Source organism: Vallitalea sediminicola (assembly GCF_054408565.1).
Genome location: NZ_BTPT01000083.1, coordinates 1 through 25,228, shown reverse-complemented (window position 1 = coordinate 25,228; position 25,228 = coordinate 1). Strand labels below are relative to the sequence as shown.

At 30.2% G+C, this 25,228-nt stretch carries 19 protein-coding genes; 17 read left to right on the top strand and 2 right to left on the bottom strand.

Going from position 1 to position 25,228, the window contains the following annotated elements; translation table 11 throughout:
• Positions 1 to 4 precede the first annotated feature (4 nt).
• The 14 genes from ftcD (at position 5) to ACX6CF_RS24275 (ending at position 17,875) form a co-directional block, all read left to right on the top strand.
• A complete protein-coding gene (gene ftcD / locus ACX6CF_RS24340) occupies positions 5 to 904 on the top strand; it encodes a glutamate formimidoyltransferase (RefSeq protein ID WP_458787976.1) in 900 nt (299 codons plus the stop codon).
• A gap of 57 nt (positions 905 to 961) precedes the next feature.
• Positions 962 to 2,215 carry an imidazolonepropionase gene (hutI, locus tag ACX6CF_RS24335; protein ID WP_458787975.1) on the top strand — a complete coding sequence of 418 codons (1,254 nt, stop codon included), beginning with the start codon at positions 962 to 964 and terminating at the stop codon, positions 2,213 to 2,215.
• 42 nt (positions 2,216 to 2,257) lie between these two features.
• Positions 2,258 to 2,875, top strand: coding sequence for a cyclodeaminase/cyclohydrolase family protein (locus ACX6CF_RS24330; RefSeq protein WP_458787974.1), 618 nt, complete (start codon positions 2,258 to 2,260; stop codon positions 2,873 to 2,875).
• 395 nt (positions 2,876 to 3,270) lie between these two features.
• Positions 3,271 to 5,193 (top strand): cache domain-containing protein, encoded by a 1,923-nt coding sequence (locus ACX6CF_RS24325; protein WP_458787973.1) that lies wholly within the window; start codon positions 3,271 to 3,273, stop codon positions 5,191 to 5,193.
• A 76-nt stretch (positions 5,194 to 5,269) separates the two neighbouring features.
• Positions 5,270 to 5,689: a PPC domain-containing DNA-binding protein gene (locus tag ACX6CF_RS24320; RefSeq protein WP_458787972.1), complete on the top strand. Its 420-nt coding sequence runs from the start codon at positions 5,270 to 5,272 to the stop codon at positions 5,687 to 5,689.
• A gap of 160 nt (positions 5,690 to 5,849) precedes the next feature.
• The gene (locus ACX6CF_RS24315; RefSeq protein ID WP_458787971.1) at positions 5,850 to 6,860 is read left to right on the top strand and encodes a LacI family DNA-binding transcriptional regulator; all 1,011 of its coding nucleotides are present in this window, start codon (positions 5,850 to 5,852) and stop codon (positions 6,858 to 6,860) included.
• A gap of 224 nt (positions 6,861 to 7,084) precedes the next feature.
• Entirely contained in the window at positions 7,085 to 8,704 is a 1,620-nt protein-coding gene (locus tag ACX6CF_RS24310; protein WP_458787970.1) for a response regulator, read from the top strand.
• A complete protein-coding gene (locus tag ACX6CF_RS24305) occupies positions 8,698 to 10,467 on the top strand; it encodes a sensor histidine kinase (protein WP_458787969.1) in 1,770 nt (589 codons plus the stop codon). The genes ACX6CF_RS24310 and ACX6CF_RS24305 overlap by 7 nt, the downstream gene beginning before the upstream one ends.
• Positions 10,468 to 10,487: 20 nt before the next feature.
• A complete protein-coding gene (locus tag ACX6CF_RS24300; protein WP_458787968.1) occupies positions 10,488 to 11,483 on the top strand; it encodes a substrate-binding domain-containing protein in 996 nt (331 codons plus the stop codon).
• Positions 11,484 to 11,688: 205 nt separating this feature from the next.
• A complete protein-coding gene (locus tag ACX6CF_RS24295; protein WP_458787967.1) occupies positions 11,689 to 13,182 on the top strand; it encodes a sugar ABC transporter ATP-binding protein in 1,494 nt (497 codons plus the stop codon).
• Positions 13,183 to 13,234: 52 nt separating this feature from the next.
• Positions 13,235 to 14,215, top strand: coding sequence for an ABC transporter permease (locus tag ACX6CF_RS24290; RefSeq protein ID WP_458787966.1), 981 nt, complete (start codon positions 13,235 to 13,237; stop codon positions 14,213 to 14,215).
• A 22-nt stretch (positions 14,216 to 14,237) separates the two neighbouring features.
• Complete coding sequence (locus tag ACX6CF_RS24285) at positions 14,238 to 15,230, top strand: substrate-binding domain-containing protein (RefSeq protein ID WP_458787965.1); 993 nt, start codon at positions 14,238 to 14,240, stop codon at positions 15,228 to 15,230.
• 204 nt (positions 15,231 to 15,434) lie between these two features.
• On the top strand, positions 15,435 to 16,673 hold the full coding sequence (locus ACX6CF_RS24280; protein ID WP_458787964.1) for a uroporphyrinogen decarboxylase family protein: 1,239 nt from the start codon (positions 15,435 to 15,437) through the stop codon (positions 16,671 to 16,673).
• Complete coding sequence (locus ACX6CF_RS24275; protein ID WP_458787963.1) at positions 16,670 to 17,875, top strand: ROK family transcriptional regulator; 1,206 nt, start codon at positions 16,670 to 16,672, stop codon at positions 17,873 to 17,875. The genes ACX6CF_RS24280 and ACX6CF_RS24275 overlap by 4 nt, the downstream gene beginning before the upstream one ends.
• 42 nt (positions 17,876 to 17,917) lie before the next feature.
• On the opposite strand, the gene ACX6CF_RS24270 is transcribed toward ACX6CF_RS24275, so the two are convergent.
• Both ACX6CF_RS24270 and ACX6CF_RS24265 read right to left on the bottom strand, forming a co-directional pair.
• Positions 17,918 to 19,444, bottom strand: a complete 1,527-nt coding sequence (locus ACX6CF_RS24270) for a response regulator transcription factor (RefSeq protein ID WP_458787962.1) — start codon at positions 19,442 to 19,444, stop codon at positions 17,918 to 17,920.
• Between the two features lie 4 nt (positions 19,445 to 19,448).
• A complete protein-coding gene (locus ACX6CF_RS24265) occupies positions 19,449 to 21,281 on the bottom strand; it encodes a sensor histidine kinase (protein ID WP_458787961.1) in 1,833 nt (610 codons plus the stop codon).
• A 281-nt stretch (positions 21,282 to 21,562) separates the two neighbouring features.
• Here ACX6CF_RS24265 and ACX6CF_RS24260 point away from each other — a divergent pair, with 281 nt between their 5' ends.
• The 3 genes from ACX6CF_RS24260 (at position 21,563) to ACX6CF_RS24250 (ending at position 25,183) form a co-directional block, all read left to right on the top strand.
• On the top strand, positions 21,563 to 23,059 hold the full coding sequence (locus tag ACX6CF_RS24260; RefSeq protein ID WP_458787960.1) for a sugar ABC transporter ATP-binding protein: 1,497 nt from the start codon (positions 21,563 to 21,565) through the stop codon (positions 23,057 to 23,059).
• The gene (locus ACX6CF_RS24255; protein WP_458787959.1) at positions 23,052 to 24,038 is read left to right on the top strand and encodes an ABC transporter permease; all 987 of its coding nucleotides are present in this window, start codon (positions 23,052 to 23,054) and stop codon (positions 24,036 to 24,038) included. Before ACX6CF_RS24260 ends, ACX6CF_RS24255 begins: the two co-directional genes overlap by 8 nt.
• Before the next feature lie 98 nt (positions 24,039 to 24,136).
• Complete coding sequence (locus tag ACX6CF_RS24250) at positions 24,137 to 25,183, top strand: sugar ABC transporter substrate-binding protein (protein ID WP_458787958.1); 1,047 nt, start codon at positions 24,137 to 24,139, stop codon at positions 25,181 to 25,183.
• Positions 25,184 to 25,228 lie beyond the last annotated feature (45 nt).

Sequence of the window (25,228 nt, the reverse complement as noted above, 5' to 3'; positions counted from 1 at the left end):
AACTATGCAAAACAAGATCGTAGAATGTGTACCTAATTTTAGTGAAGGAAGAGACCTTGATAAAATTGAAAAGATAGTTGAACCATTACGTGGTAAAAAAGATGTGAAATTGTTAAATTACGAGGCGGATAAAGACTATAATAGAGTAGTTGTTACAGTAATGGGAGAACCTGAAGCAGTTAAGAATGCAGTAATTGAAGCTGTCGGAGTAGCTACAAAGCTAATTGATCTTAATAAACATGAAGGTCAGCATTCAAGGATGGGGGCCACAGATGTAGTTCCATTTATACCCATAAAGAATATGACTACAGAAGAATGTGTTAAGCTTGCTAATGAAACAGGAAAAGAGATAGCTGATAGATATGGTATTCCAGTGTTTTTGTATGAAGATGCCGCTAATTCTCCAAGTAGAACCAATCTAGCAAAAATAAGAAAAGGTCAATTTGAAGGTATGAAGGATAAGATTAAGAAGGAAGAGTGGAAACCAGATTTTGGGGAAGCTAGAATCCATGAAACTGCCGGTGCAACAGCTGTAGGAGTTAGAATGCCATTAGTAGCTTATAATATTGATTTGGATACTCAGGATGTTGAAATTGCTAATAAGATATCTAAATGTATAAGACATTCAAGTGGAGGATTCAGATATATTAAAGCTGGTGGAGTTAAGGTGGAAGAAAGAGGTATAACCCAAGTTACAATGAATATAACCAATTATACCAAGACTTCAATCTATCGTGTGTTTGAAACAGTCAAAATGGAAGCTAGGAGATATGGTGTCAATGTTCTAGGCAGTGAAATAGTTGGATTAGTTCCTATGGAGGCTTTAGTTGATGTGACTGCATATTATCTAGGGTTGTATGGATTTTCAATGGATAAAGTTATTGAAACAAATCTAATGGAGTAGTTAATGAAAACATGTTCCTAGTAATCTAAGTTAATAATTAGTAAAGGGTGGAAGATTATGAAAAGGATGATTATTAAAAATGCTAGTCAACTAGTAACATGCAGTGGATTTAAGGCTAAAATGGGTCAAGAAATGAATGATTTGGGTATAATTGAAAATGGTGCTGTCGTTATGGAGGAAGGTATCATAAAATGGGTTGGCAAGACACAAGACATACCTAGACAATTTGAAAAAGTTGCTGAAGTAATTGATGCAACAAACAAAACTGTTCTTCCTGGATTTATTGATTCACATACTCATTTTGTATTTGGTGGTTATCGAGAAGAAGAATATTCTTGGCGATTAAAAGGTGATGACTACATGGAAATAATGCAAAAGGGTGGGGGAATAGTAAATAGTGTAAGACAAACCCAAGAAGCTTCCAAAGATTATTTGATTAGAATAGGTATGAAAAGACTAGATTCCATGCTTGCTTTTGGAGTTACAACTGTAGAGGGTAAGAGCGGATATGGCTTAGATTATGAGACTGAGATTAAACAGTTGGAAGTGATGAAAAAACTTAATCTGAGACATAAGATTGATGTAGTACCTACTTTTTTAGGAGCACATGCTGTACCACAAGATTATAAAGGTAAAGAAGATAAATTTATAGACTTGATGATTAACGAAGTGTTACCTCATGTGGTAGATAAAAAATTGGCGGAATTCTGTGATGTTTTCTGTGAAGAAGGAGTTTTCTCTTTAGAACAATCAGAAAGAATGCTGTTAGCAGCTAAGAAGAAAGGATTGAAGTTGAAACTTCATGCTGATGAAATAGTCAGGTTAGGTGGAGCTAATCTAGCAGCAAAGTTAGGTGCTGTATCAGCGGATCATCTACTAATGGTATCTGATGAAGGAATAAGAGAAATGGCTGAGAACAATGTTGTTGCTACTCTTCTTCCAGGTACTGCATTTAGTTTGAAAGAAGATTTCGCTAGAGCCAGAGATATGATTGATAATAACTTAGCTGTAGCCTTAGCCACTGATTTCAATCCAGGCAGCTGTTTTACAGAGTCTATTCCACTAATAATTGCACTAGCAACTCTATATATGAATATGTCCATAGAAGAAACAATAACAGCCCTTACAATCAATGGTGCTGCGGCTCTTGATAAAGCTAAATATATTGGAAGTATTGATGTTAACAAAAAAGGTGATGTTGTTATACATGAATATCCTTCCTATAAATTTATTCCTTACCATATAGGGGTTAGTACAGTTGAAAGAGTTATTAAAGATGGCCAAGTGGTCTATTATAAATATGAACAATAGTTATTATAAGGAATTTTTTGTATGTAAAGGGAGGGTAATAAAATGTTAATAGATAAAAGTGTCTCTCAGTTTTTGGATGCAACAGCGTCTAATGATCCAGTTCCAGGTGGAGGGTCAATAGCGGCAAGTAGTGGTGCAACAGCAGCAGCTTTGGTAGAAATGGTTGCCAACTTAACTATAGGGAAGAAAAAATACGAGAATGTTAATGAAGAGATGAAAGATATAGCCAAGAAAGCTAATGATTTAAGACAGCAATTATTGAGATATATTGATATTGATTCAGAAGCATTTAATAGAGTTATGAATGCTTATAAATTACCAAAAGAAACAGAGGAACAAAAAGTTGTAAGAAAAATGACTATACAAAATGCCATGAAATATGCTGCATCTGTTCCCCTAGAAGTTGCAAAGAAATCTTATGACGTTATGGAACTATCTATGAAAGTTGTAGAAAATGGAAATAAAAACGCAATTACAGATGGAGCTGTGTCAGCAATGATGGCTAGAACAGCTATACTATCAGCTATATACAATGTTAGAATAAATCTTTTATCTATAAAAGATAACATCTATGTTGAAAAAGTTGATACAGAAGTAAATCAACTGGAAATGAATGCAACTAATAAAGAGAAAGAGATATTAAGTAGAATAGAATTATAGTGATTCACAGTATTTTACAAAGCATAGTTTCAGAGTCCATTAGGAGAACGCATGTATAAATTAGCTTTTTGTTGGAATATTTTTGACAACATATTATTTAATTTAAGGGTTAAATTAGCTATTTTGTATAAGCATTCTCCTGCTAAATATATTTGGTGTTATTTTATTGTGATTTTTAACAAAAAATAAAATATAATCAACATATCTTTACGTGTATTTTTTTATAATACCCTAGCGCATATATGAATCATGTACAAAATTACATTTGCATTAAATATGTAATAATTATATAATGAAAGAATGGATTTACATATTTTGGCTAAAGACATGACATTGTGGCAATAAATAAATAAAATGACTTAATCTTGACTGTTGATTCTGCTGGGGGTATAAGAATGCGAACATTTCTAAGAGTAAAACCGTTATCATATATAAGAGAAATTATATTTTTATTTATGATAATTATATCATTATCTATAACCCTTTTCATTATTACCATGTCATATAATAAATTTGAATCGGATAGTAAAAAAATAAGAGAACAATATTATTTCCAACACAAAAAGATTATCAAAAGTGAAGTTGATAATATATGTAAATATATGGATTATTATATTAATAAATCAGAAGAGACATATAGAAATAATATTAAACACCAGGTAAATACAATCTATGATATTATCACTAATCATTACACAACTAATAATTTTAAATCTAAAAAAGAAATAAAAAATGAAATATTGGATATTCTGAGTAAAGTAACTCCAAGACCATTAACAAATTATTTTGTGATTGAATTGGATGAAGAAAAAATGATAATACCGATTATTGAATCTGATAAAACTAAAATCAAAACGATAGAATTAGAAAGATATCAAGAGATTAGTGGTATTATAGATTTAGTAAGAAAAGAAGGAGAATCATTTACTAGTTTCAATAGTTCTATATTAGAACAATCAGGTGATAATACTCAAAACGAACTATCGTACATTAAATATTTTGAGCCACTGAATATTCTAATAGGTTCCAGTATTAATGCTGAAGACATAGAGAATGAAGTGAAAAAGGAATTGCTGGACACTATTGAGGATATTAAATATGATATTGACGGATACTTTTATGTTGCAGATAATGATGGAATTGCTCTAACCTTTTCAGATAAGAATTATATTGGAAAAGATATTACCCAAATCGAAGATATTGACGGTACTAATATATATAAAGAAATACTTCACAAGGTAAATGAAAAAGGAGAAGGGTATTTTGAATATTTTTGGACTAAGCCAACGTCTGAGGGTATATTTTCTAAGCTATCATATTTTAAATCATATGACAAGTGGAAATGGGTCATTGGAACAGGTGTATATAAAAATATTATCGAAGATAATATACTAGCTATTGAGGTAGACCTTAAAAAAGAGATGAGAGGTAATTTATTGAGAGTACTTCTAGTTATTGGTTTATTGGTATTTATGTTACTATTATTTCAATTCTACTCAACTATTACTGAATTATCAGTTGATGGAATACTAATAATTAATTCAGGTGGACAGGTACTTGATATCAATAAAAAAGGTCTTGAACTAATAGGTATAACTCGTAGGCAAGTAAATGATACTAATATTTTTGATATGTTCAGTGATAACATAATATCAAAAATGGATAATAGGAAACATGTTTATATTGACAGTATATTAGAAAATAAAAAAGGTAAAGAAATTCCTTTAGAAATACATATAAAGTTAACTAAAATAAGAAGAAAAGAGTATTATATTGCCTATCTAAGAGATTTGACCAAAAGAATAAATTATCAAAAAAAATTAGAAAAGCTAGCTTTAATAGATGAACTGACAGGTGTATATAATAGAAGATTCTTGATTAGTCAGATTAAAGATGATGTAAACAATCATAGAATAAAAGATGAACCAATTTCATTAGCAATGATTGATGTTGATTTATTCAAATCAATTAATGATACATTTGGTCATGCATATGGAGATGAGGTATTAAAATATTTTGCAGAAACTTTTAAAAAAAATATTAGGGATATGGATTATATTGGTAGATATGGAGGAGAAGAATTTATCATAATTTTTCCAGGAACCAATAAAGAATCAGCTTATGCAATTTTAGATAGAATAAAAAATATTATGAAAAGTCACTCTTTCAAAGAAAAAGAGTTGAAATTAACTTTTAGTGCTGGTATAGTAGAAATTGATACGGATAATAATCAATTCAATATATCTGAGGATATAAAAAAGGTTGACCGATTATTGTATAGAGCTAAGGGAAATGGTAGAGATAGAATTGAAATATAAATATACACATTTTAAAGATGTCAAGTAAATAATAGATTTAAAGTATGTATAAAATTGCGAGAAAAGGAGAGATTCAATGAAGTTTAAAAAATTTGGAAGCAAGTATGTGATAAGATTTGATAAAGGTGAAGAAATCATAACTACACTTACTGATTTATGTAAAAAAGAAAATATCAAGCTAGGTTCTGTAAGTGCTATTGGTGCAGCTGGTGAAATTACATTAGGTATATTTAATACTGTTAATAAAACATATAATTCCAATACTCTTAAAGGAGATCATGAAATCACAAGTCTTATAGGTAATATATCTACTATGGATGGTGAAATCTATTTACATCTACATATCAATGTTACTAATCATAATAAGCAGATATTCGGCGGACATCTTAACTCAGCAGTTGTATCTGCAACTTGTGAGATGATTATTGATGTTATTGATGGAGAAGTGGATAGAGAATTCAGTGATGAAATAGGACTTAATTTATTCGAATTCTAATTATGTCAGGACTGTCATATGACGGTCCTGTTGAATTTATCTTATAGGAGATATTTTACTATACCATTCTTAGTTTAACGGTAAACAATTGCTTGACATATGTGAGGTTTAGCGGTAGTATTACTAACATATATATAAATCAATTGAAGGGGAAAAATATATGACTATAAAAGATATTGCCAATGCTGTAGGGGTTACTCCTACTACAGTTTCCAATGTTATTAATGGAAATTATCATAAAGTTTCACAGAAAACTATTGATAAAGTTCAAAAAGTAATAAAAGAATCAGGATATGTTCCTAATAAAAATGCTAGAGCTCTTGCAAATAATTCCTCAAAAATAATCGGTGTCATATTTCCAAAAACAACAGAAGGATTTATGCAGGATCCTTTTCATTCTCAAATACTAACGGGTATTGAAAAGATTGTAAGTTCTAAGAAATATGATCTTATGATAAAATCTATAGACAATTATGAAGATATATATGAACTAATGAAAAATTGGAGTGTCGATGGTTTTATAATACTTAGTCTAATAGGTTATCAACTTCCCCAGTTAGAAAAATTCAAAAGCGTACCAGCAGTTTTTATTGATACCTATTTTGAAGAACTTAAATACATAAATGTTGGTTCTGAAGATTATCAAGGAGAATTCAAAGCTGCTAATCATTTATTAGAAATGGGACATGAATCAATAGGTTTCATATCTTATCATATAGACTATCCCAGCGTTATTAGTATGAGATTAGATGGATTTAAAGATGCTATTGAGACTAGAGGATTACCATTTGATTATACTGAGAATGTTTTAGAAATAGTAGGATTTGATCCAATAGGTAAAGATTGTGAAAATAAGATACTGGACTTCGTTAAAGATAAAACTGGTATTTGTATAAGTGCAGATATATTAGCAATAGAAATTATGGAATTGTTAAGAAGTAAAGGTTATAGTATACCAGAAGATATTTCAATAATTGGATTTGATAATGTGTATCTATCTAAACTTGTCAATCCGAAACTGACAACTATTAATCAAGATATCATAGCAAAGGGAAAAATAGCTGCTGAAAACTTGATCAATATGATAGAAAAGAATAATCAGGAGAAGCCTAATATAAAAATCCCAACAAATCTTATTATTAGAGATTCCGTTAAAAGAATAGATGTTTAAAGCAATTGAATAATAGATTGAATATTAGTAAATATGTGCCTTAAGAGTAACTTTTAAGGGGCATTTTTTATTTTGCCCATAAATTATAACCTGAATAACCCATTTGAATAATCTTTGTTTTTGTGGTATTATTTTGTATATATAACATAATCAAAAATAAAAAAAGATAAACAAATAGTATAAAAACCAAGGTAAATACAAATATATATCTTAGGAGGAGAGGTATGTATAAAATTATTATTGTTGAAGATGAAATACCTGTTAGAAATGCTATATGTAATATTATTAAGTGGGAAGAATTGGGTTATGAATTGGTTTGTGTTTCAGGTGATGGACAAGATGCATTAGCGTATATTGAAAATAATCAAATTGATGTTATTTTAACTGATATTTGTATGCCTTTTATGGATGGTCTAGAACTATCAAATGAAGCAAAAAAAATGTTGCCTACGGTAAAAATAGTTATTATTACGGGATATAATGAGTTTGAATATGCACATAAAGCGGTAGAAATAGGTGTGGACCATTATTTATTGAAACCAATAACTGCTGATGAGTTTACAAAAATGCTTATTGAAATAAAAGCTGAATTAGATAATGATTTTGCAAAGAAAAGAAATCTATTAGCATTAAAAAAACAAGTAGAAACTAACAAAGATATTTTAAGAGATAAATTTTTGATGAACCTATTATACAATAAAATAAACGCAAATGTAATAAAAGATAAAGTTCATAATCTTGGGATTGAATTAGATGGAATCAAATATATTATTGCGGTATTACAACCAGAAAACATAAAAGAAGTAGCTAATCTAAATTGGGAATGTGATCATCAATTATTAGAATTCGCTATTCTAAATATTTGTAATGAAGTATTAAATAATTATGGACAAAATATTTGTATTCTAGGGAATGATGACCAGTTAATAATATTTTTTGTTAATGACAAACAAGATGAGATGGAGTTTCGTAATATAATTGCTGAAATATTAAATAAGATCATTATATGTGTTGAGAAATTCTATAACATAGGTATGTATATTGGTGTAGGTGATAATTATAGTGAGTTACAAGAACTACATTTTTCTTATAAAGATGCTTTGAATGCACTAGAATATAGAGTGTTGAATGGAAGTAACAAGATAATCTATAAAATGGATGTTGAAAAAAGTTCATCTTTTTCTTATCATAAAATTGAGGAATCTCTTAGAGAATTAGAATATGCCATAAAAATCGGAGGAAATAGAACCGATAAAATTATTGATTATATATTTAGCATTATAATATTTTCTAATGTTCATATATCACAGTTTAGAACAGTACTTCTTAAGATAACAACAACTATAATAAAATCTTATGAAGATATTTGTAATGGACCATCCAATAATGTGATAATTGATTTTAATCTATTCAATGAAGTATTTGGAAAAGAACGAATAGATGAAGTGAAGACTTATTATAAAAAACTTTGCAAGAATCTATCTAATGAAATAAACAAAGAACGAATAGATATCAAAACGTCTCAGATGCAGAAAGCGTATCAATTCATATATAATAATTATCAAAACAAAAGTCTTGATATCAACATGATTTGTAATCATCTTAATATAAGTTCCAGTTATTTTAGTCGTATTTTCAAAACAGAAACCAATCAAACATTTATGCATTATCTAACAAAAGTAAGAATGGAAAAAGCTAAGGACTTACTCATTAATTCATATTATAAAGTATATGAAATATCTGATAAAGTAGGCTATGAAGATCCCCATTACTTTAGTTATAATTTTAAGAAGAAGACAGGAGTAAAACCAACACAATATAGAAAAAAAGAGGTGGAATGTTGAAGAATCTACTTGTCAGATTAGTTGATAAATACAATCTAAAAAGTATTCAGGTACTTATAACATTCTCATTTTCCTTATTGATATTTTTTATCATATGTACAATAGCTTTTTTGTCATATCATATTACAGGTACAGTTGTGGAGGAAAATACCAATGAATACGTTTATCAGTTGGTAAAACAAGTTAATAATGATATTGATTATTATCTAAAAACGGTTGAAACCATTGCAGAGAATATACGATATAATAATGATTTGAACGATTATGTGAAAACTGAAAACAAAGATTTGGAAAAGGATATAGTATCAGACCTAAATACATACGTTGAATCGAGAAATGACATTATTAATATTGTTTTCATTTCTAATGAAGGTAATGTATTTCACAATAATCAATATCTTAAGTTAAAAGATGATATCAATTTTGAAGAATTTGAGTGGTATAAAAAGGCTAAGGATGAAGAAAAATTTGTAGTATCGGAATCACATATTCAAAGATTATTTGAATCAAGGTATAAATGGGTTGTTTCTTGTAGTACATTACTTAAAAGTCCTTATTATGATGAAAATCTTGGAGTACTTCTTGTGGATATAAATTATAATCTTATAAATGATATGGTCAGTTCCATTAAATTAGGGCAAAAAGGGTATGTATTCATTGTAGATAATAATGGAGATATAGTATATCATCCAAAACAACAACTTTTGTACAGTGGGTTGAAATCAGAAGATATGAATACCATATTGAATTCTGAAGATGGGACAAAAACAGTAAATGAAGATAGAAAAAAGAAACAGTATACAATTACTACATCTAAATATTCAGGATGGAAGGTAGTCAGTTCAGTATATATGGAGGATATCTTATCCTATAAACCTAACTTGGTTCGTTTCTTTTTTATAATGGGGACTCTTGCAATATTTATATCTATATTTGTATCTGTACTCATATCAAGAAGTATTTTGCATCCAATTAAGAAATTAGTCAACACAATGCATCAAGTAGAAGAAGGCAATCTGGATGTAACCATAGATATAAAGAATGATAATGAAATCGGAGAATTGGCAAAAGCTTTCAATCTTATGACTAATAGAGTTAATAATCTAGTCAATCAAAACAAAAAAATTGAAAAGAATAAGAGAAAAAATGAATTAAGGGCATTGCAGGCTCAGATAAATCCACATTTTCTATATAATACTCTGGATTCAATAATTTGGATGGCAGAATCTAAGAATTATAAGGCAGTAGTGACTATGACCTCAGCTCTAGCAAAATTATTTAGAATTAGTATAAGTAAAGGTCAACAATATATAACCATAGCTGAAGAAATTGAACACGTAGAAAATTATTTGAAGATACAGAAGATAAGGTATGGTGACCATCTGGATTATCATATTGATGTAGAAGAAGATATTAAGCAGAATAAGATTATTAAGCTTATAATACAACCAATAGTTGAAAATGCAATCTATCATGGAATTAAAAATGTTTCTGGTGGTGGTATGATAGAGATAAGTGTAAAAAAATATGATAACAAGATATTAGTAACAATTGCTGATGATGGTGTTGGTATGAGCGAACAAGAAATCAATATGTTATTCAATAAAAATAAAGAGTTGCCAAAAGAGAAAAAACTAGGTGGTGTAGGAGTTAGGAATGTGGATAACAGGATTAAATTATATTATGGGGAAGATTATGGACTTGAAATTGAGAGTGAGATATATGAAGGTACTACCGTAAAAGCTTGGTTACCCAATATATAAATTATAGGAGGAGATAATATTTGAAAAAATATATAGTACCCTTAAGTATTTGTATTTTATTAGCGATGTTATTGATAATAGGGTTTGATTTGACAAAATCGTTCAAACATCATACCAAAGAAAAACCTGTAATATATATGATTGTTAAGTCAAGTAAACCAAGTGAAGGTTTTGAATTCTGGGAAATAGTAAAAATGGGGGCTGATGTAGCAGCGACGGAATTAGATGTTGATGTTGTATTTACTGGTCCTGAAGATGAAACTCAAGTTGACGAACAGATTAAATTAATAAGAGATGCAATAAAGGAAAAACCTACTGCAATAGTTCTTGCAGCTACCGACTATAAGAAGTTAAGGGAAGTGGGAGAAGAGGTAATATCTAATGGAATAACTTTGATTACTATTGATTCAGAAGTGGATGTTGAAACTAATCATAGTTTTATAGGAACTGATAATATTCGAGCGGCTAAAACCATTGCAAAAGAATTAGCTGATATGATAGATAATAAAGGCAGAGTGGCTGTTTTGTCATATGTATACGGAACATCTACATCAATTGAAAGAGAGGCAGGTTTTCGAGAAATTCTAGAAGACTATCCTAATATTGATCTTATTGAAGAGACTTGGTATAATAATGGCTCAATAGAAATTGCTTACGAAAAAACAAAAGAAATATTAGGAAAATATCCTGATACAAAAGCTATATTTGGTGCAAATGAAATATGCATGGTAGGAATAGGAAGAGCAATCGAGGAATTTGGTTTGAAAGATGAAGTAGTTGTAGTTGGATTTGATTCTAATGAAGAAATAGTAAATAGGATAGAATCAGGTGTCATTGATAAGATAGTTGTTCAAAAACCATTTAACATGGGATATCAAGGAATAAAAGAAGCGATTAAAATAGCTAATAAAGATAAAAAACCAGAAGTGATTGACACAGGGGCAGTACTGATAGATAAAAGTAATTTATATACACCAGAAAATCAAAAATTATTGTTTTCATTTGAAAACAAATAGATAAACTTAGAAAATCGCCTTATTAAAGGTGATTTTTTTTGTACATAAATTTCAACTTTTAAGGTAGGATATTCAATTTTTTTCTGGAGAAATAATTATATAATCTTATTATAGATTTCCTTTAATTGATATAAATGATAACGAGAAGAAGTAGAAGTCCTGTATTTATCTCGTAATTAAAGAAAATATGAAAGGAGTTAAGTATATGGAGGATTCCTTGGTTTTAATGGAAGGTATAGATAAAAGTTTTCCAGGTGTAAAAGCTCTTGATAATTGTAGATTTCAATTATTGAAGGGAGAGATTCATGCTTTAATAGGAGAAAATGGAGCAGGAAAATCAACATTAATGAAAATTCTCACAGGTGTTTATAAAAAAGATGCAGGAAGAATTTTTTATAAAGGTGAAGAAATAAATATCACTAATCCTAGAATGGCAAGAGATCTGGGTATAAGCATAATCCATCAAGAGTTGAATCTTATGCCTGATCTGACAGTAGCTCAAAATATTTTTATTGGGAAAGAACCTAAGAAATGTTTGAATCTTTTCTTGGACAATAAGGAAATTAATGATAAGGCAGTTGAACTATTGAATCAGATGAACCTTAATATCAGTCCAGAAGAAAAAGTGGAAAATCTGTCAGTAGCTAAACAGCAAATGGTGGAAATTGCAAAAGCATTATCTTATAACTCAGATGTACTTATCATGGATGAACCAACTGCAGCATTGACAGAACTTGAAATTGAAGAACTCTTTAGTATTATAAAAGAACTAAAAGAAAAAGGTGTGGGAATAGTTTACATATCCCATAGAATGGAAGAACTAAAGCAAATATGCGATAGAGTTACAGTAATGCGTGATGGAAGCTATATTGATACAAAAAAAATGGATGAGGTAACAATAGATAAAATAATTAATATGATGGTGGGGCGTGAGTTATATGTGTCCGCATCTGAAGAAATTACACATTCGGATGAAGTTGTATTGGAAGTTAATAATCTGAATCTAGGTAACAAAGTGAAAAATGTGAGCTTTCAAGTGAAAAAAGGAGAAATATTAGGATTTGCAGGTTTGATGGGAGCTGGAAGAACTGAAGTAGCTAGAGCAATCTTTGGTGCAGATAAAAAAGATTCAGGAGAAATCATATTAAATAATAAAAAAATCAATATAAAATCTCCAAAAGATGCAGTAAGAAATGGTATTGGATATTTATCTGAGGATCGTAAGAGATATGGGATTGTCTTAGGGGTTGATATTGAAACTAATATTGTTATGGCTAATTTCAATGAGTATACTAATCCATTAGGATTTGTGAAGACCAATAAAACGTCTGAATCTGCCAATGAAAGAGTCAAAGAATTAGCTATAAAAACACCTAGTATATCTCAAGAAGTTAAGAACTTGTCTGGTGGTAATCAACAAAAAGTCGTCATAGGAAAATGGTTAACAAGAGATTGCGATGTTTTGATTTTTGATGAACCGACAAGAGGTATTGATATTGGAGCAAAAGGTGAGATATATAAGCTTCTTAATGAGTTAGCGAGTAGGGGTAAGTCAATTATAATGATTTCTTCAGAATTACCTGAGATTCTTAGAATGAGTCATAGAGTAATTGTAATGTGTGAAGGAAGAATAACAGGTGAGCTTAATAATGAAGAAGCTACCCAAGAAAAGATTATGCAGTTTGCAACGGCAAGATAGATTAACACTATAGATTATGGAAGTTAACTAATTATTATTTGGAGGTAGGGAAATGGATAAAATTGGATTAAAGAAAAAATTGTTTAATTCAAATACTACGCAAAAACTATTGGCATTTAGTAGTTTGATATTGCTATTGATTATTTTTTCTATTGCATCACCTAATTTTTTTACTGGAACGAACATAAAAGGTATACTGTTGGCAACAGCAGTTAACGGTGTATTAGCGGTTGGAGTGACTTTTGTTATTATAACAGGAGGGATTGACCTATCAATTGGAACTGTTATGACATTTTCTTCAGTAATTGCTGGAGTAATCATAACTATGTGGGGGTTACCTATATGGTTAGGACTTCTAGGAGCAATATTAGTAGGAAGTTTATGTGGTTTTGTTAATGGTTTCAATGTTGCCAAGTTTCGAATACCTGCCTTTATTGCTACATTAGGAATGATGATGATAACGAAAGGGCTATCACTTGTTATATCTAATGCCAAACCAATATACTTTACTGGTGCTAAAGGCGTATTTATAGATAAATTCTCAGATATATCTACAGGGACAATTATAGGAATACCTAATGCCGTTATTATATTATTTGTGGTTGCAGGTATTGGAGGTATTCTTCTTAATAAAACATTACTTGGAAGATATACTTTTGCTATTGGTAGTAATGAAGAAGCTACTAGGTTATCAGGAATCAATACTGATAAATGGCTGATAATTGTACATACACTTACAGGGGCTTTTTGTGGTGTAGCAGGGATATTGATGGCAGCGAGACTTAATTCGGCTCAACCTGCATTAGGTCAAGGATATGAGCTTGATGCGATTGCTGCCGTAGTTATTGGTGGTACTTCACTTAGTGGAGGTAAAGGAACAATCTTAGGTACTATTATTGGTGCATTCATTATGAGTGTATTGATTAATGGATTAAGAATACTATCTGTTCCACAAGAATGGCAGACAGTGGTTACAGGCATAATTGTAATTGCTGCAGTAGTTGCTGATGTTGCAAGAAAAAACAAAAAATAATATAAATTCAAGGAGGAGTTTTATGAAGAAGTTAATTTCATTATTATTGATTATTTGCATGATGGGTGTTATTGCAGGTTGTGGATCTAAGGATACTAAAACTAGCAATTCTGGTAATGACAATGGAGATTCAAGTAGTGAAGAAAAAATATATATACCTGTAATATCAAAAGGATTCCAACATCAATTTTGGCAAGCGGTTAAATTAGGGGCAGAAAATGCTGCAAAAGATTATAACGTAGAGATTACTTTTGAAGGTCCAGAATCAGAAGCTATGGTTGATAAACAGATTGAGATGTTAGAAGCTGCATTAAATAAAAATCCTAGTGCTATATGTTTAGCAGCCCTTGATAGTCAAGCTGTTATACCATTACTAGAACAAGCAGATAAAAGAGGTATTCCTATTATAGGATTCGACTCTGGTGTTGATAGTGAGATTCCTATTGCTACAGCGGCAACTGATAATATTGCAGCAGCAGCAGAGGCAGCTGATAAAATGGCAGAACTTATTGGTGGCGAAGGTGAAATAGCATTAGTGGTTCATGATCAGACTAGTCGTACTGGTATAGACAGAAGAGATGGTTTCAAGAATAGAATAGAAGAGAAATATAAAGATATTAAAATTGTAGATATTCAATATGGAGAGGGAGACCAATTAAAATCTACAGATATAGCTAAATCAATTATTCAGGCTCATCCAAATATCAAAGGTATGTTTGGTGCTAATGAAGGTTCTATCATCGGTGTACTCAATGCAGTAAATGAACTTGATAAAGTTGGAGATATCGTAGTGATAGGATATGATTCTGGTAAGCAACAACAAGAAGCGATTAGAAATGGTCAACAAGAAGGAGCAGTAACACAAGATCCTATAGGTATTGGTTATAAAGCTGTTGAAGCTGCTGTAAAAGCTATTAATGGTGAAGAAGTAGAGAAGAACATAGATACAGGATTCCATTATTATGATAAGACAACAATTGATTCAGATGATATAAAAGCGTTATTATATGAATAAAAAATAGTATTGAAAAATACTTGCCTAATCAGAGCATAAGTTCTGGTTAGGTTTTTTAATTCTAATAAACAGTGGTTAACTTGAGTATATAGAATTAAGTTATGATAATAAAATAGTATAAAAGCATTGAAATATAATAAAAGCTATAGTATAATTAACTTAGTTAAAACAATGAATTAAGTAAGTTGTATTAGGAGGAATAAAATGATTTTAACATCAAGAGAACGTGTACGTATGGCATTAAACCATGAGGAACCTGATAAAATACCTATAGATTTTGGTGGAATGAGATCATCGGGTATTAGTGCAATTGGATATAATAAGTTGAAAAAATATTTAAAAATGACAGATGGAGCAACAAAAGTATACGATGTATTTCAACAATTAGCTGAACCGGAAGAAAAATTAATGAAAAGAATGGGAGCAGATGTCATTCAGCTACATAGACTATGCCCTACTTTTGGATTAGACATAAGAGAGTGGAAAGAAAGTATACTTCAGGATGGCTCAAATTGTATGGTACCAAAAGACTTTAACCCGATTACTAATAATGAAGAAGGATTAGATATAGTAAAAGATAGTACAGTAATAGCGAGAATGCCAAAAGATGGTTTCTATTTTGATCAGATACACCACCCTTATGCTAATGTGCAAACAAAAGAAGATATCGATAACATCCCAATGGAAAAAATTACAGACGAAGAATTAGATTATCTAAGTAAAACAGCAAAGAAACTATACGAGGAAACAGATTATGCTATATTAGGTGCATTTGGAGGAAATATACTAGAATCAGGTCAAATTGATTGGGGATATGAACGGTTTTATATGGAGTTGGCATTGAACCCAGAACTAGTTCATTACTACTTGCAAAAATTAACAGATATTTATTTATATAATCTAGAAAAATACCTTAAAGCTGTTGGACAGTACATAGATATTATCCAATTTGGGGATGATCTAGGTACACAGGAGAATCTACAATTATCTGTTAATATGTATCGTGAGATGATTAAACCCTATCACAAACAACAATTCCAATATGTACAACAGAATTATCCAAATGTTAAAGTGTTGTTTCATTCATGTGGTGCAATATATAATATTATACCTGATCTAATTGATGCAGGTGTACAGGCATTAAATCCAATTCAGCTATCAGCAAAAGGTATGAACCCAGTTAAGCTAAAAGAAGAATTCGGTAAAGACCTTGTTTTCTGGGGTGGTGGTGTTGATACACAGCAAACTGTTACATCTGGAACAGTGGAAGATATTCAAAATGAGGTTAAACAACAGATTGAGATTTTTGCATCTGGTGGAGGGTTTGTATTTACACAAGTACACAATATCCAGTCTGATATTGAACCAGAAAAAGTTTTGGCAATATATGATAGTGCAATAAAATATAGAGACTATCCTATATTATCAGGAGGTCATGAATGAATAGAATAATGAACAATGAAAGAATGAAAATAATGAATGAACAGGCTATATTCAGTACTATTCATAAGGAAAAATATATTTCAAGAAAAGGAATAGCGGATATAACAGGATTAACAAAATCATCTGTTACGAATATAGTAAATAAATTCATTAATCATGGATATTTAATAGAGAAGGGAATGGGACAATCTACTGGAGGAAGAAAACCAGTAATGGTCACTCTCAATTCAGAATCTTGTTGGATGATTGGACTGACATTAGATACCCAAAGAGTCAGTGGAATAATTACTAATTTATCAGCAGAGAAGAAGTTAGAATATAGTAGTAAAATTAATAATCTATGGAGTAAGGAAGAGATATTAAAGGTTATTTTTGATGTAATAAAAAAAATGTTGTTATTTGATAGGGAAACTAAAATTATTGGTATTGGTTTAGCTATGCCAGGACCTTATAATCATGAGAATGGTGAATTATTGGATTTGCCTAATTTTAAACATTTCAAGAATATCCTTATAAGAGACATTATAGAAAAAGAATTTCAAATTCCTACATTTATGGAAAAAGAAACACAGGCAGCTGCACTGGGAGAATATTTATTCGGGCAGGTTAATGAATCCAAGAATATATTTGTATTAGTAGTCAATTATTTAGGAATAGGTGGAGGAGTACTCCTTAATGGTAAAAGCTATCGTGGTTTTGCAGATGGTGCTGGAGATGTGGGTCATATGATAATTGATAGAAAAGGACCAGAATGCAGTTGTGGTAAAGTTGGATGTTTTGAAGCTTTAGCCAATGGAATTCATATGTATAATGAAGTAACCAAGGCTATAGAAAATAAAACCTACAATGAAGAGCTACCAGAACAAGAATTAAAAATAGCAGAGTACTTATATGAAAAAAGCCTGAAGGAAGATATGGTTTGCAATGATATTTTAGATCAAGAAGCAGAGTATCTAAGTATCGGTATAACTAACATAATTCAAGTTTTCAGTCCCCAAACTATAATTCTTGGGGGAGATATAATACTAGGATGCCCAACTCTTTATCAAAAAGTGCTTGAGAGGGTACGAAAAAATGTTTATCCCTTAATTCAAAAGGACATTGATATAAAATTAACTTCATTTGGACAGGATTTGTTAACTGTTGGTGGAGCTAGCTTGGTTATTCAAGAATTTTACAACAGAAATCCTAAGCTTGTATAAAAAGAGCCATACAGGCTCTAAACATTTTTACTAATTCCCAGATTATTCCTTGATCAAATTGTCTTTGAAAGCAGATGGGGATAGGTTGGTAACGGATTTGAAGATTCGGCTGAAATAGTATTGATTAGAGTAGCCAACTATTTCAGCTATTTCTTTTAATTTCATGGAGGGATCTTTTTTCATGAGATCTTTTGCAACATCAATACGTGTTTGGGTTAAATAGTTCATTGGAGATATTTTTTTGTACTGTTTAAAAGATTTGCTAAGATAACATGGATCCACATTAAACATAGTAGATATATCATTAATGGTAATCTGATCAGAGTAATGTTTTTTGATATAGGTTTCAATTTGTTCAACAATCTCATGGATAGCTTTGTTAGTATTTTGTTTCAATTGATTCTCGAAAAATGAATTGAAATAAGTAGTTAAATTTTTGTGGAGATTAGAATAATCATTATTAAACATAACTATTTCTTCAATATCAAGTTGATAGTTATCTATATGTAAATCTTTTGAAGAGTCAACCATAATTCCAAGAATTTTTTTTAGTTTACTTTCAAGCCTTGTTTGAGTGTAATGTAGATTATTGGATGAATCTATGAATTTAGAAAGTTCATCCATAAATGTGATACGATCTTTCTTTTTATAAGAAAGAATTAGGTTATGTTCAATATCTGTAATTTTATTTGTATAGAAAGAAGTAGGGGTTTTTTCTTCTAATATAACACTTGAATAGCCAAATAATGTGTTTTTTCTCAAAGATTTATTAAGAGATGAAACGCTCTTAGATATATCTTCCAGTTTGGTTATAGTTTTTGATAATAAGACTGTAATTGGAAAATCTTGTTTATCAAGTTCATTAAATAATAGTTGTACAGTTTTTTGAGGGTCGAATGACATACCTTCAGGTACACAAAATATACCTATCATTTCATTCAATTTTGAAGTTGATATAGGCCAAAAGAAAATACTAGGATGTAAAATTCCTTTGGTTAAATGTTGCAATTCTTCTTCAGAAACAAAAAAGTTATGAGGATGAGAGTAATTTAAAGGATAATGAGAATATGAACCACCACAAAATAAAACTAAATAATAGCTATTATAAACGTTAAAATAGTCACCAAAAGTTTCTGAAGGTATATCTTTATTAAGAATATCATAAATAAGTTTTTGACGATTTGTATTTTTTTGTATATAGATATCCGATGTTAATTTATGAAGAATTTTATCTAATTCATTTTGGTCAACTGGTTTAAGTAGATATTCATTTACACCTAATTTCATTGCTTGACGAGCGTATTCAAATTCATCATGACCGCTAATGATGATAAATTTAACATTAATATCCATCTTAAGCACTTCCGTAATCATCTCAAGACCATCCATTATGGGCATGCGTATATCCGTAATAATAATATCTGGTTGATTTTCTTTTATGGATTCTAAGGCCTCTATCCCATTAAATGCTTCTCCTGTAATAAATATATCAGAGCTGAAACTTTGCACTTTTTGTTTTATACTCCAAAGTATTGGTGGTTTATCTTCAACAATTAATACTTTAATCATCTTATTAATCATCTCCTGTATGTTTAATCTCAAGTTTAATATATGCTCCATTAGGTACATTGTTTTTCAATTCAAAGGTGAAAGTTGATTTATAATGAATAGCAAGTCGAGTATAGGTGTTCATAATACCCATGCCACCAATTTCAGCATTCTGCTGGAAATGACCTTTTCTCAAGTTTTCTTTATAGTCATTTATTTTCCTATATAATTTATCAAGGGTTTTATCTTCGAACCCTGAACCATTATCAATAATTGTTAATGACCAATTGTTTGGTGATATATATTTACCTGTAATACTAATATGCCAAGGTGGCATAGTGTCTTTGAACCCATGATTGATTGAGTTTTCAACTAATGGTTGAAGGGTCATTTTAGGTATTTTTAACAATAACATTTCATCTGGTAAATTTATATCATAATCAAGATAAATATTATTAGGATTATTATAGTCTTTGTAATGGGTCTTCATTAAATCTAAATAATCAATAGTGTGTTTTATTTCTTCTGACAATGACACAAATGTTGATTTTGAGTTGGAAACATATCTTAACATATTTGATAGTTTATTGCATATTATGGTTGTTTCTGATATACCATCTCTTTCAGAAGAAGCACTAATTACGCTTAGAGTATTGTATATAAAATGAGGATTCATTTGAGCTTGTAAAGCAAGTAAATTAGCATTGATTTCTCTTATCTTAGATTCATAGATCTGATTGATTGAGTCTTTAATGTTATCAAACATAATATTAAAAGAATCATTAAGTAAATCTATTTCATCGTTACCTTCATTTGGTAGATTTAAATACATATTATCAATACTGACTTCTTTTACATGAGTCATAAGATTATAGAGTGGTCTTGTTAATTTTCTTATAAGTAACGAAAAAGCTACAATTACTAATATCAAAATCAATAGACTAAATGAAAAGAAGAAGATACGAAAAATCTTTTGAGATTCAATTAAGGTACTTGGATAACTGATTGAAACAGTAGTCCAATTGGTAAAATCAGAATGATGCTTACTGCATATATACTGACGATTATTTATTTTTATTAAGTCAGATTGATTATCTATCTTAGAATAAGTATCTTCTGGATTATAAGTTTGAATAATTTTTTCATAAGAATCACTATGAATATAAGGATAAATTAAATCTCCATCTTCATTGAAAATGAGTACTTTTGTGTTTCCATTACCATTATTGCCTTCACAGATATTTTCTAGATTCCAATATGGAATATCAAATTCCAATAAGCCATAATCATAACCTTTATTTGACTTGATTGACCGTATGATGGATATGACAGGGCGATTGATTGTGACCCAAAAATCTTGGTGAGGTGGTAATATTTTTAATTGGTTTTTATCAGGAATAAGACTGTTATACCATTCAAGGTCTTCAAGATGTCTTGAAACTTCATCTTTATTATCAGGTAGACCTGAATGAAAGTAAAAATCATATTTTGCATTAAAAAGAGTTACATTAGTGGTGTTAGGAAAGTAGTAAGTAAGGATATTAAGTTGACTCCTAATCTTCCCTGAGTTTTCAATCATTTCGTATTCAGATATATCTTCTTTGGTAAATATATCATCAAGAATTTCATGAATAAAATCATTCTTAGAAATATACAAACCAGACATGGACATCTGATTAAATAATAGATCTATTTGTGAAGAAGTTTTTTCTGTAGAATGATTTAAGGTAACATATTCATTATCTAGAGAAACTTTCGAATAATAATTATAAAAAACAAGAAATAGTATAGAAAACACGACGAATATTATACTTGTCAATCCAATAAGGAGTTTTTTGTTGAAATTAAGTTTAATCATCTGCTCACCCTCATCAATTATTAAGTAATAGGTAAAGGACTTTGACAAGTTTAGTATAGCATAGGAAATTTATTTATACAAATAATCAATTACTATCCTACAATTTTACAAAAATGTATATGGTTAATAGACAGATATGTGCATTTTAAAAGGAGCCAAAAAGAGGTATCTTTAGTATAAGAGATAGGTAAAGAGCTTATAGAATCAATGTAAATATGTTGAACTTTAATTGACAAAAAGGGCTGGTTCAATATATGTAAACAGTAGAGAGGAGTGATATCGTGAGTAACTATATATTGGAGATGAATGGCATCAGTAAATCATTTCCTGGTGTAAAGGCACTCCAAAATGTTTCTTTAAAAGTAAAATATGGAGAAGTTCATTGCTTGATGGGAGAAAATGGTGCTGGTAAATCTACGTTAATTAATATACTAGCTGGATTGCTTCAAAAAAATACCGGAGAGATATTAATTGATCAGAGACTAGTCAATATAAATAACCCTCATGATGCATATAGAAATGGTATTAGTTTTATATTTCAAGAGTTGAGTGTTGTTAATACATTAACAGTTGAAGAAAATATGACTCTTGGTTTTGAGACATCTTATGGAAGTATAGTTAATAAAAAAGAAAATATTAAACGCGTTAAAAATATTTTACAGAAATTGAATATTGATATTTTATACAATAGTTATGTTGGAGATTTGACTGTTTGTGAAAAGCAGATGATGCTTATTGCAAAAGCACTATCTCAGGATTCTAAAATTATTGTTATGGATGAACCAACTGCTTCATTAACAAATAAAGAAACAGATGAATTATTTAAAATGATAGAGTCTTTAAAAGAGGAAGGAGTTACTTTTATTTATGTGTCTCACCGATTTGAAGATATTTTTACTATTGGCGATAGTATAACAGTATTTAGAGATGGGAAAAATGCTAAAGACCTTATTGTAAAAGATACCAGTGAAGAAGAAATCATCCGTTATATGGTAGGAAGAAATATCGAGGATACATTTCCTAAAAGAAACCATGAAATTGGAGAAACAATATTAAAAGTTGAAAAAATATGCGCCAAAGAACTTATAAAAGATGTTAGTTTCCAGCTGAAACGAGGACAAGTACTTGGAGTATCAGGATTAGCCGGAGCAGGAAAGACAGAACTTGCTAGAGTTTTATTTGGAGATAATCCTATAATTTCTGGGGATATCATTTTGAAAGGTCAAAAGATTAATTTAAACAAACCTCAAGATGCTATTAAATCTAAAATAGCTCTTCTTCCGGAGGAAAGAAGAACTCAAGGTATAGTAGGTAAAATGACAGTAAGAGAAAATATATCTTTGGTAGTTAGCAATCGTCTATCTAAGTTATGTGTTATTAATAGAAAGAAAGATCGTCTACTTGCTAAGAAATATATTAAAGATATTAATGTTAAGACACCGACTTCTGAACAAATTATTCGATTTCTAAGTGGTGGTAATCAGCAAAAGGCAATTATTGGAAAATGGCTGGCAACTGAGGCAGATATTTTTCTGTTAGATGAACCAACTAGAGGGATTGATATTGGTGCAAAAAGCGAAATTTATGAAATAATTAATGGGTTGACAAAATCAGGTAAAGCAGTATTATTATTTTCATCTGAATTACCTGAGTTACTAGGTGTATGTGATGCTATTATGGTTATGAATAACGGAAGATTAGCTGGTATATTAAGTAACGAAGAAGCTACTCAAGAAGAAATAATGAGATTATCAGTAGGGGGAAGTAACCATGAATAGTAAATTAAATAGCAGATACTTACAACGATTTATGATTATTGGTATATTGCTAGTTTTATGCGTCGTATTTGCAGTAATGAGCAAAGAATTTTTCACATATGTCAATATTAGAAACATTTTGAGACAGCAAAGTATGGTTGCAATTACTGCAGCTGGGGCAACATTTGTTATGATAACAACTGGTTTGGATATTTCGGTTGGTAGTACTATAGCCTTATCAGGTGTTGTTTTTGCTAAACTTGTACAAGGTGGTATGCCATTATTGCCTGCTTGTCTTATTGCTATTCTCGTAGGTGGTATAGTTGGGCTAATAAATGCATCAATGATTGTTGGGGCTAAAATCAATCCAGTTATTGCAACTTTGGGTAGTATGTATGCAGTAAGAGGTATTGCTTATCTAGTAGCTGGTGGTACAACTATTGCGAATGGTCTTCCAAAAAGTTTTAATGTTTTAGGAAGAGGCTATATTGGACCAATTCCTATACCTGTTGTTATTATGATTTTAGTATACATAGTGTTTCATTTTGTATTAAGTAGAACATTGCTAGGTAAATATACTTATGCAATTGGTGGTAACAAAGAAACCGCAAGATTATCAGGCATATCAGTTCCAAAAGTTATGGTTTCCTTATATGCCATTACAGGATTGTTAACAGGATTAAGTGGTACCATAATGGCTTCAAGGCTGACTTCAGGTAACCCACAAATAGGAACGGGCTTTGAGTTTGATGTTATTATAGCAGTATTTTTAGGGGGCGTAAGTACAACTGGTGGTGAAGGAACTATAGTTGGGACATTTATTGGTGCAATGATAGTTGGTGTACTATCTAATGGATTAAATCTTCTTGGAGTAGATCCATTTTATCAATATATTATTAAAGGTATAGTACTTGTATTAGCAGTAATGCTTGACATGGCTTTAAAAGGAAATGGATTAAGTTTTAAATCTTTTAACAAAAGAATATTAGCAAAATCTTAATATATTAATTAATCTCAGGTAGATGGGATGTGATAACAAACTTATTGATTTTGTTAATATATACATATAAAATATAAAATGAAAAGGAGAATGGGATAATGAAAAAAATATTAAGTATAGTGTTCGTAATGATTATAGGAATAAGTTTATTGGCAGGGTGTAGTAAAAAGGAAGTAAAAGATAAAACAGAAACTCAAGAAATTGAAAGTGAAAAAGATAATAAAAAACCTCTTAAAATTGGTGTTATTTACTTAACAGCAGAGCATCCTTATTATCAAGCACATGCAATGCATACACAAAATTATACAGCAAAAAAAGATATTAAACTTATTGAATTAGATGGTAAAGTAGATCAAGCTAACATGGCAAACCAAATGGAAAATCTTGTTTCACAAAAAGTTGATGGTATCATTTATTGTCTATTAGAAGGAACAGCAGGATCAGCAGATATTAATATGGCACAAGAAGCGGGTATTCCAGTAATTACATTTGCAATTAAACATGATCCAAAAACAGCAGATGCAACATTTGTTGGAATTGATGAAAAATCAGCTGGTGCATTAGGTGGAGTTGAAGCAGCCAATAAATTTATGGCTCAATTCCCAAATAAAAAAGCTAAGATAGCTGTTATTGAAATGACGGGTGTATCAGCATCAACTGACAGGTCAGATGGATTTATTGAAGGCTTCCAATCAGTAATTACTGATGCAGAAGTAGTTGTAAGATTAAATGGTGAAGGTAAAAAAGATAAGGCAATGGCAGTTGTAGAAGACGCTATTCAAGCTAATCCAGATATAAACGTATTCTTTGGTGCAAATGGCGACCAAGGATTAGGTGCATTAGCAGCACTTGAAGCTCAAGGAAGAGGAACTATTGAAACAGAAATAGTTATTAGCCATGATGGTTCAGAACCTGAACTTTTAAAAATTGCTGATCCAGATAGTGCTCTTAAAATTGCAAATGCAAACTTACCAAAGGATTTAGCGGAAGCAACAGTAGATACCATTTTAGAAATAATCAACGGTGAAAGAGAAATGAAAAACACGGATGATATTTTCGTTCCTTCAGCCGTAATAACAGGAGATGATATTGAAGCAGCACAAAAATTCTTAAAAGAGCAATATAATTCCGATACAAAATTATAATAGATAATATCTTCATTGAAATCCTCAATATAATAGCTGTCTCAA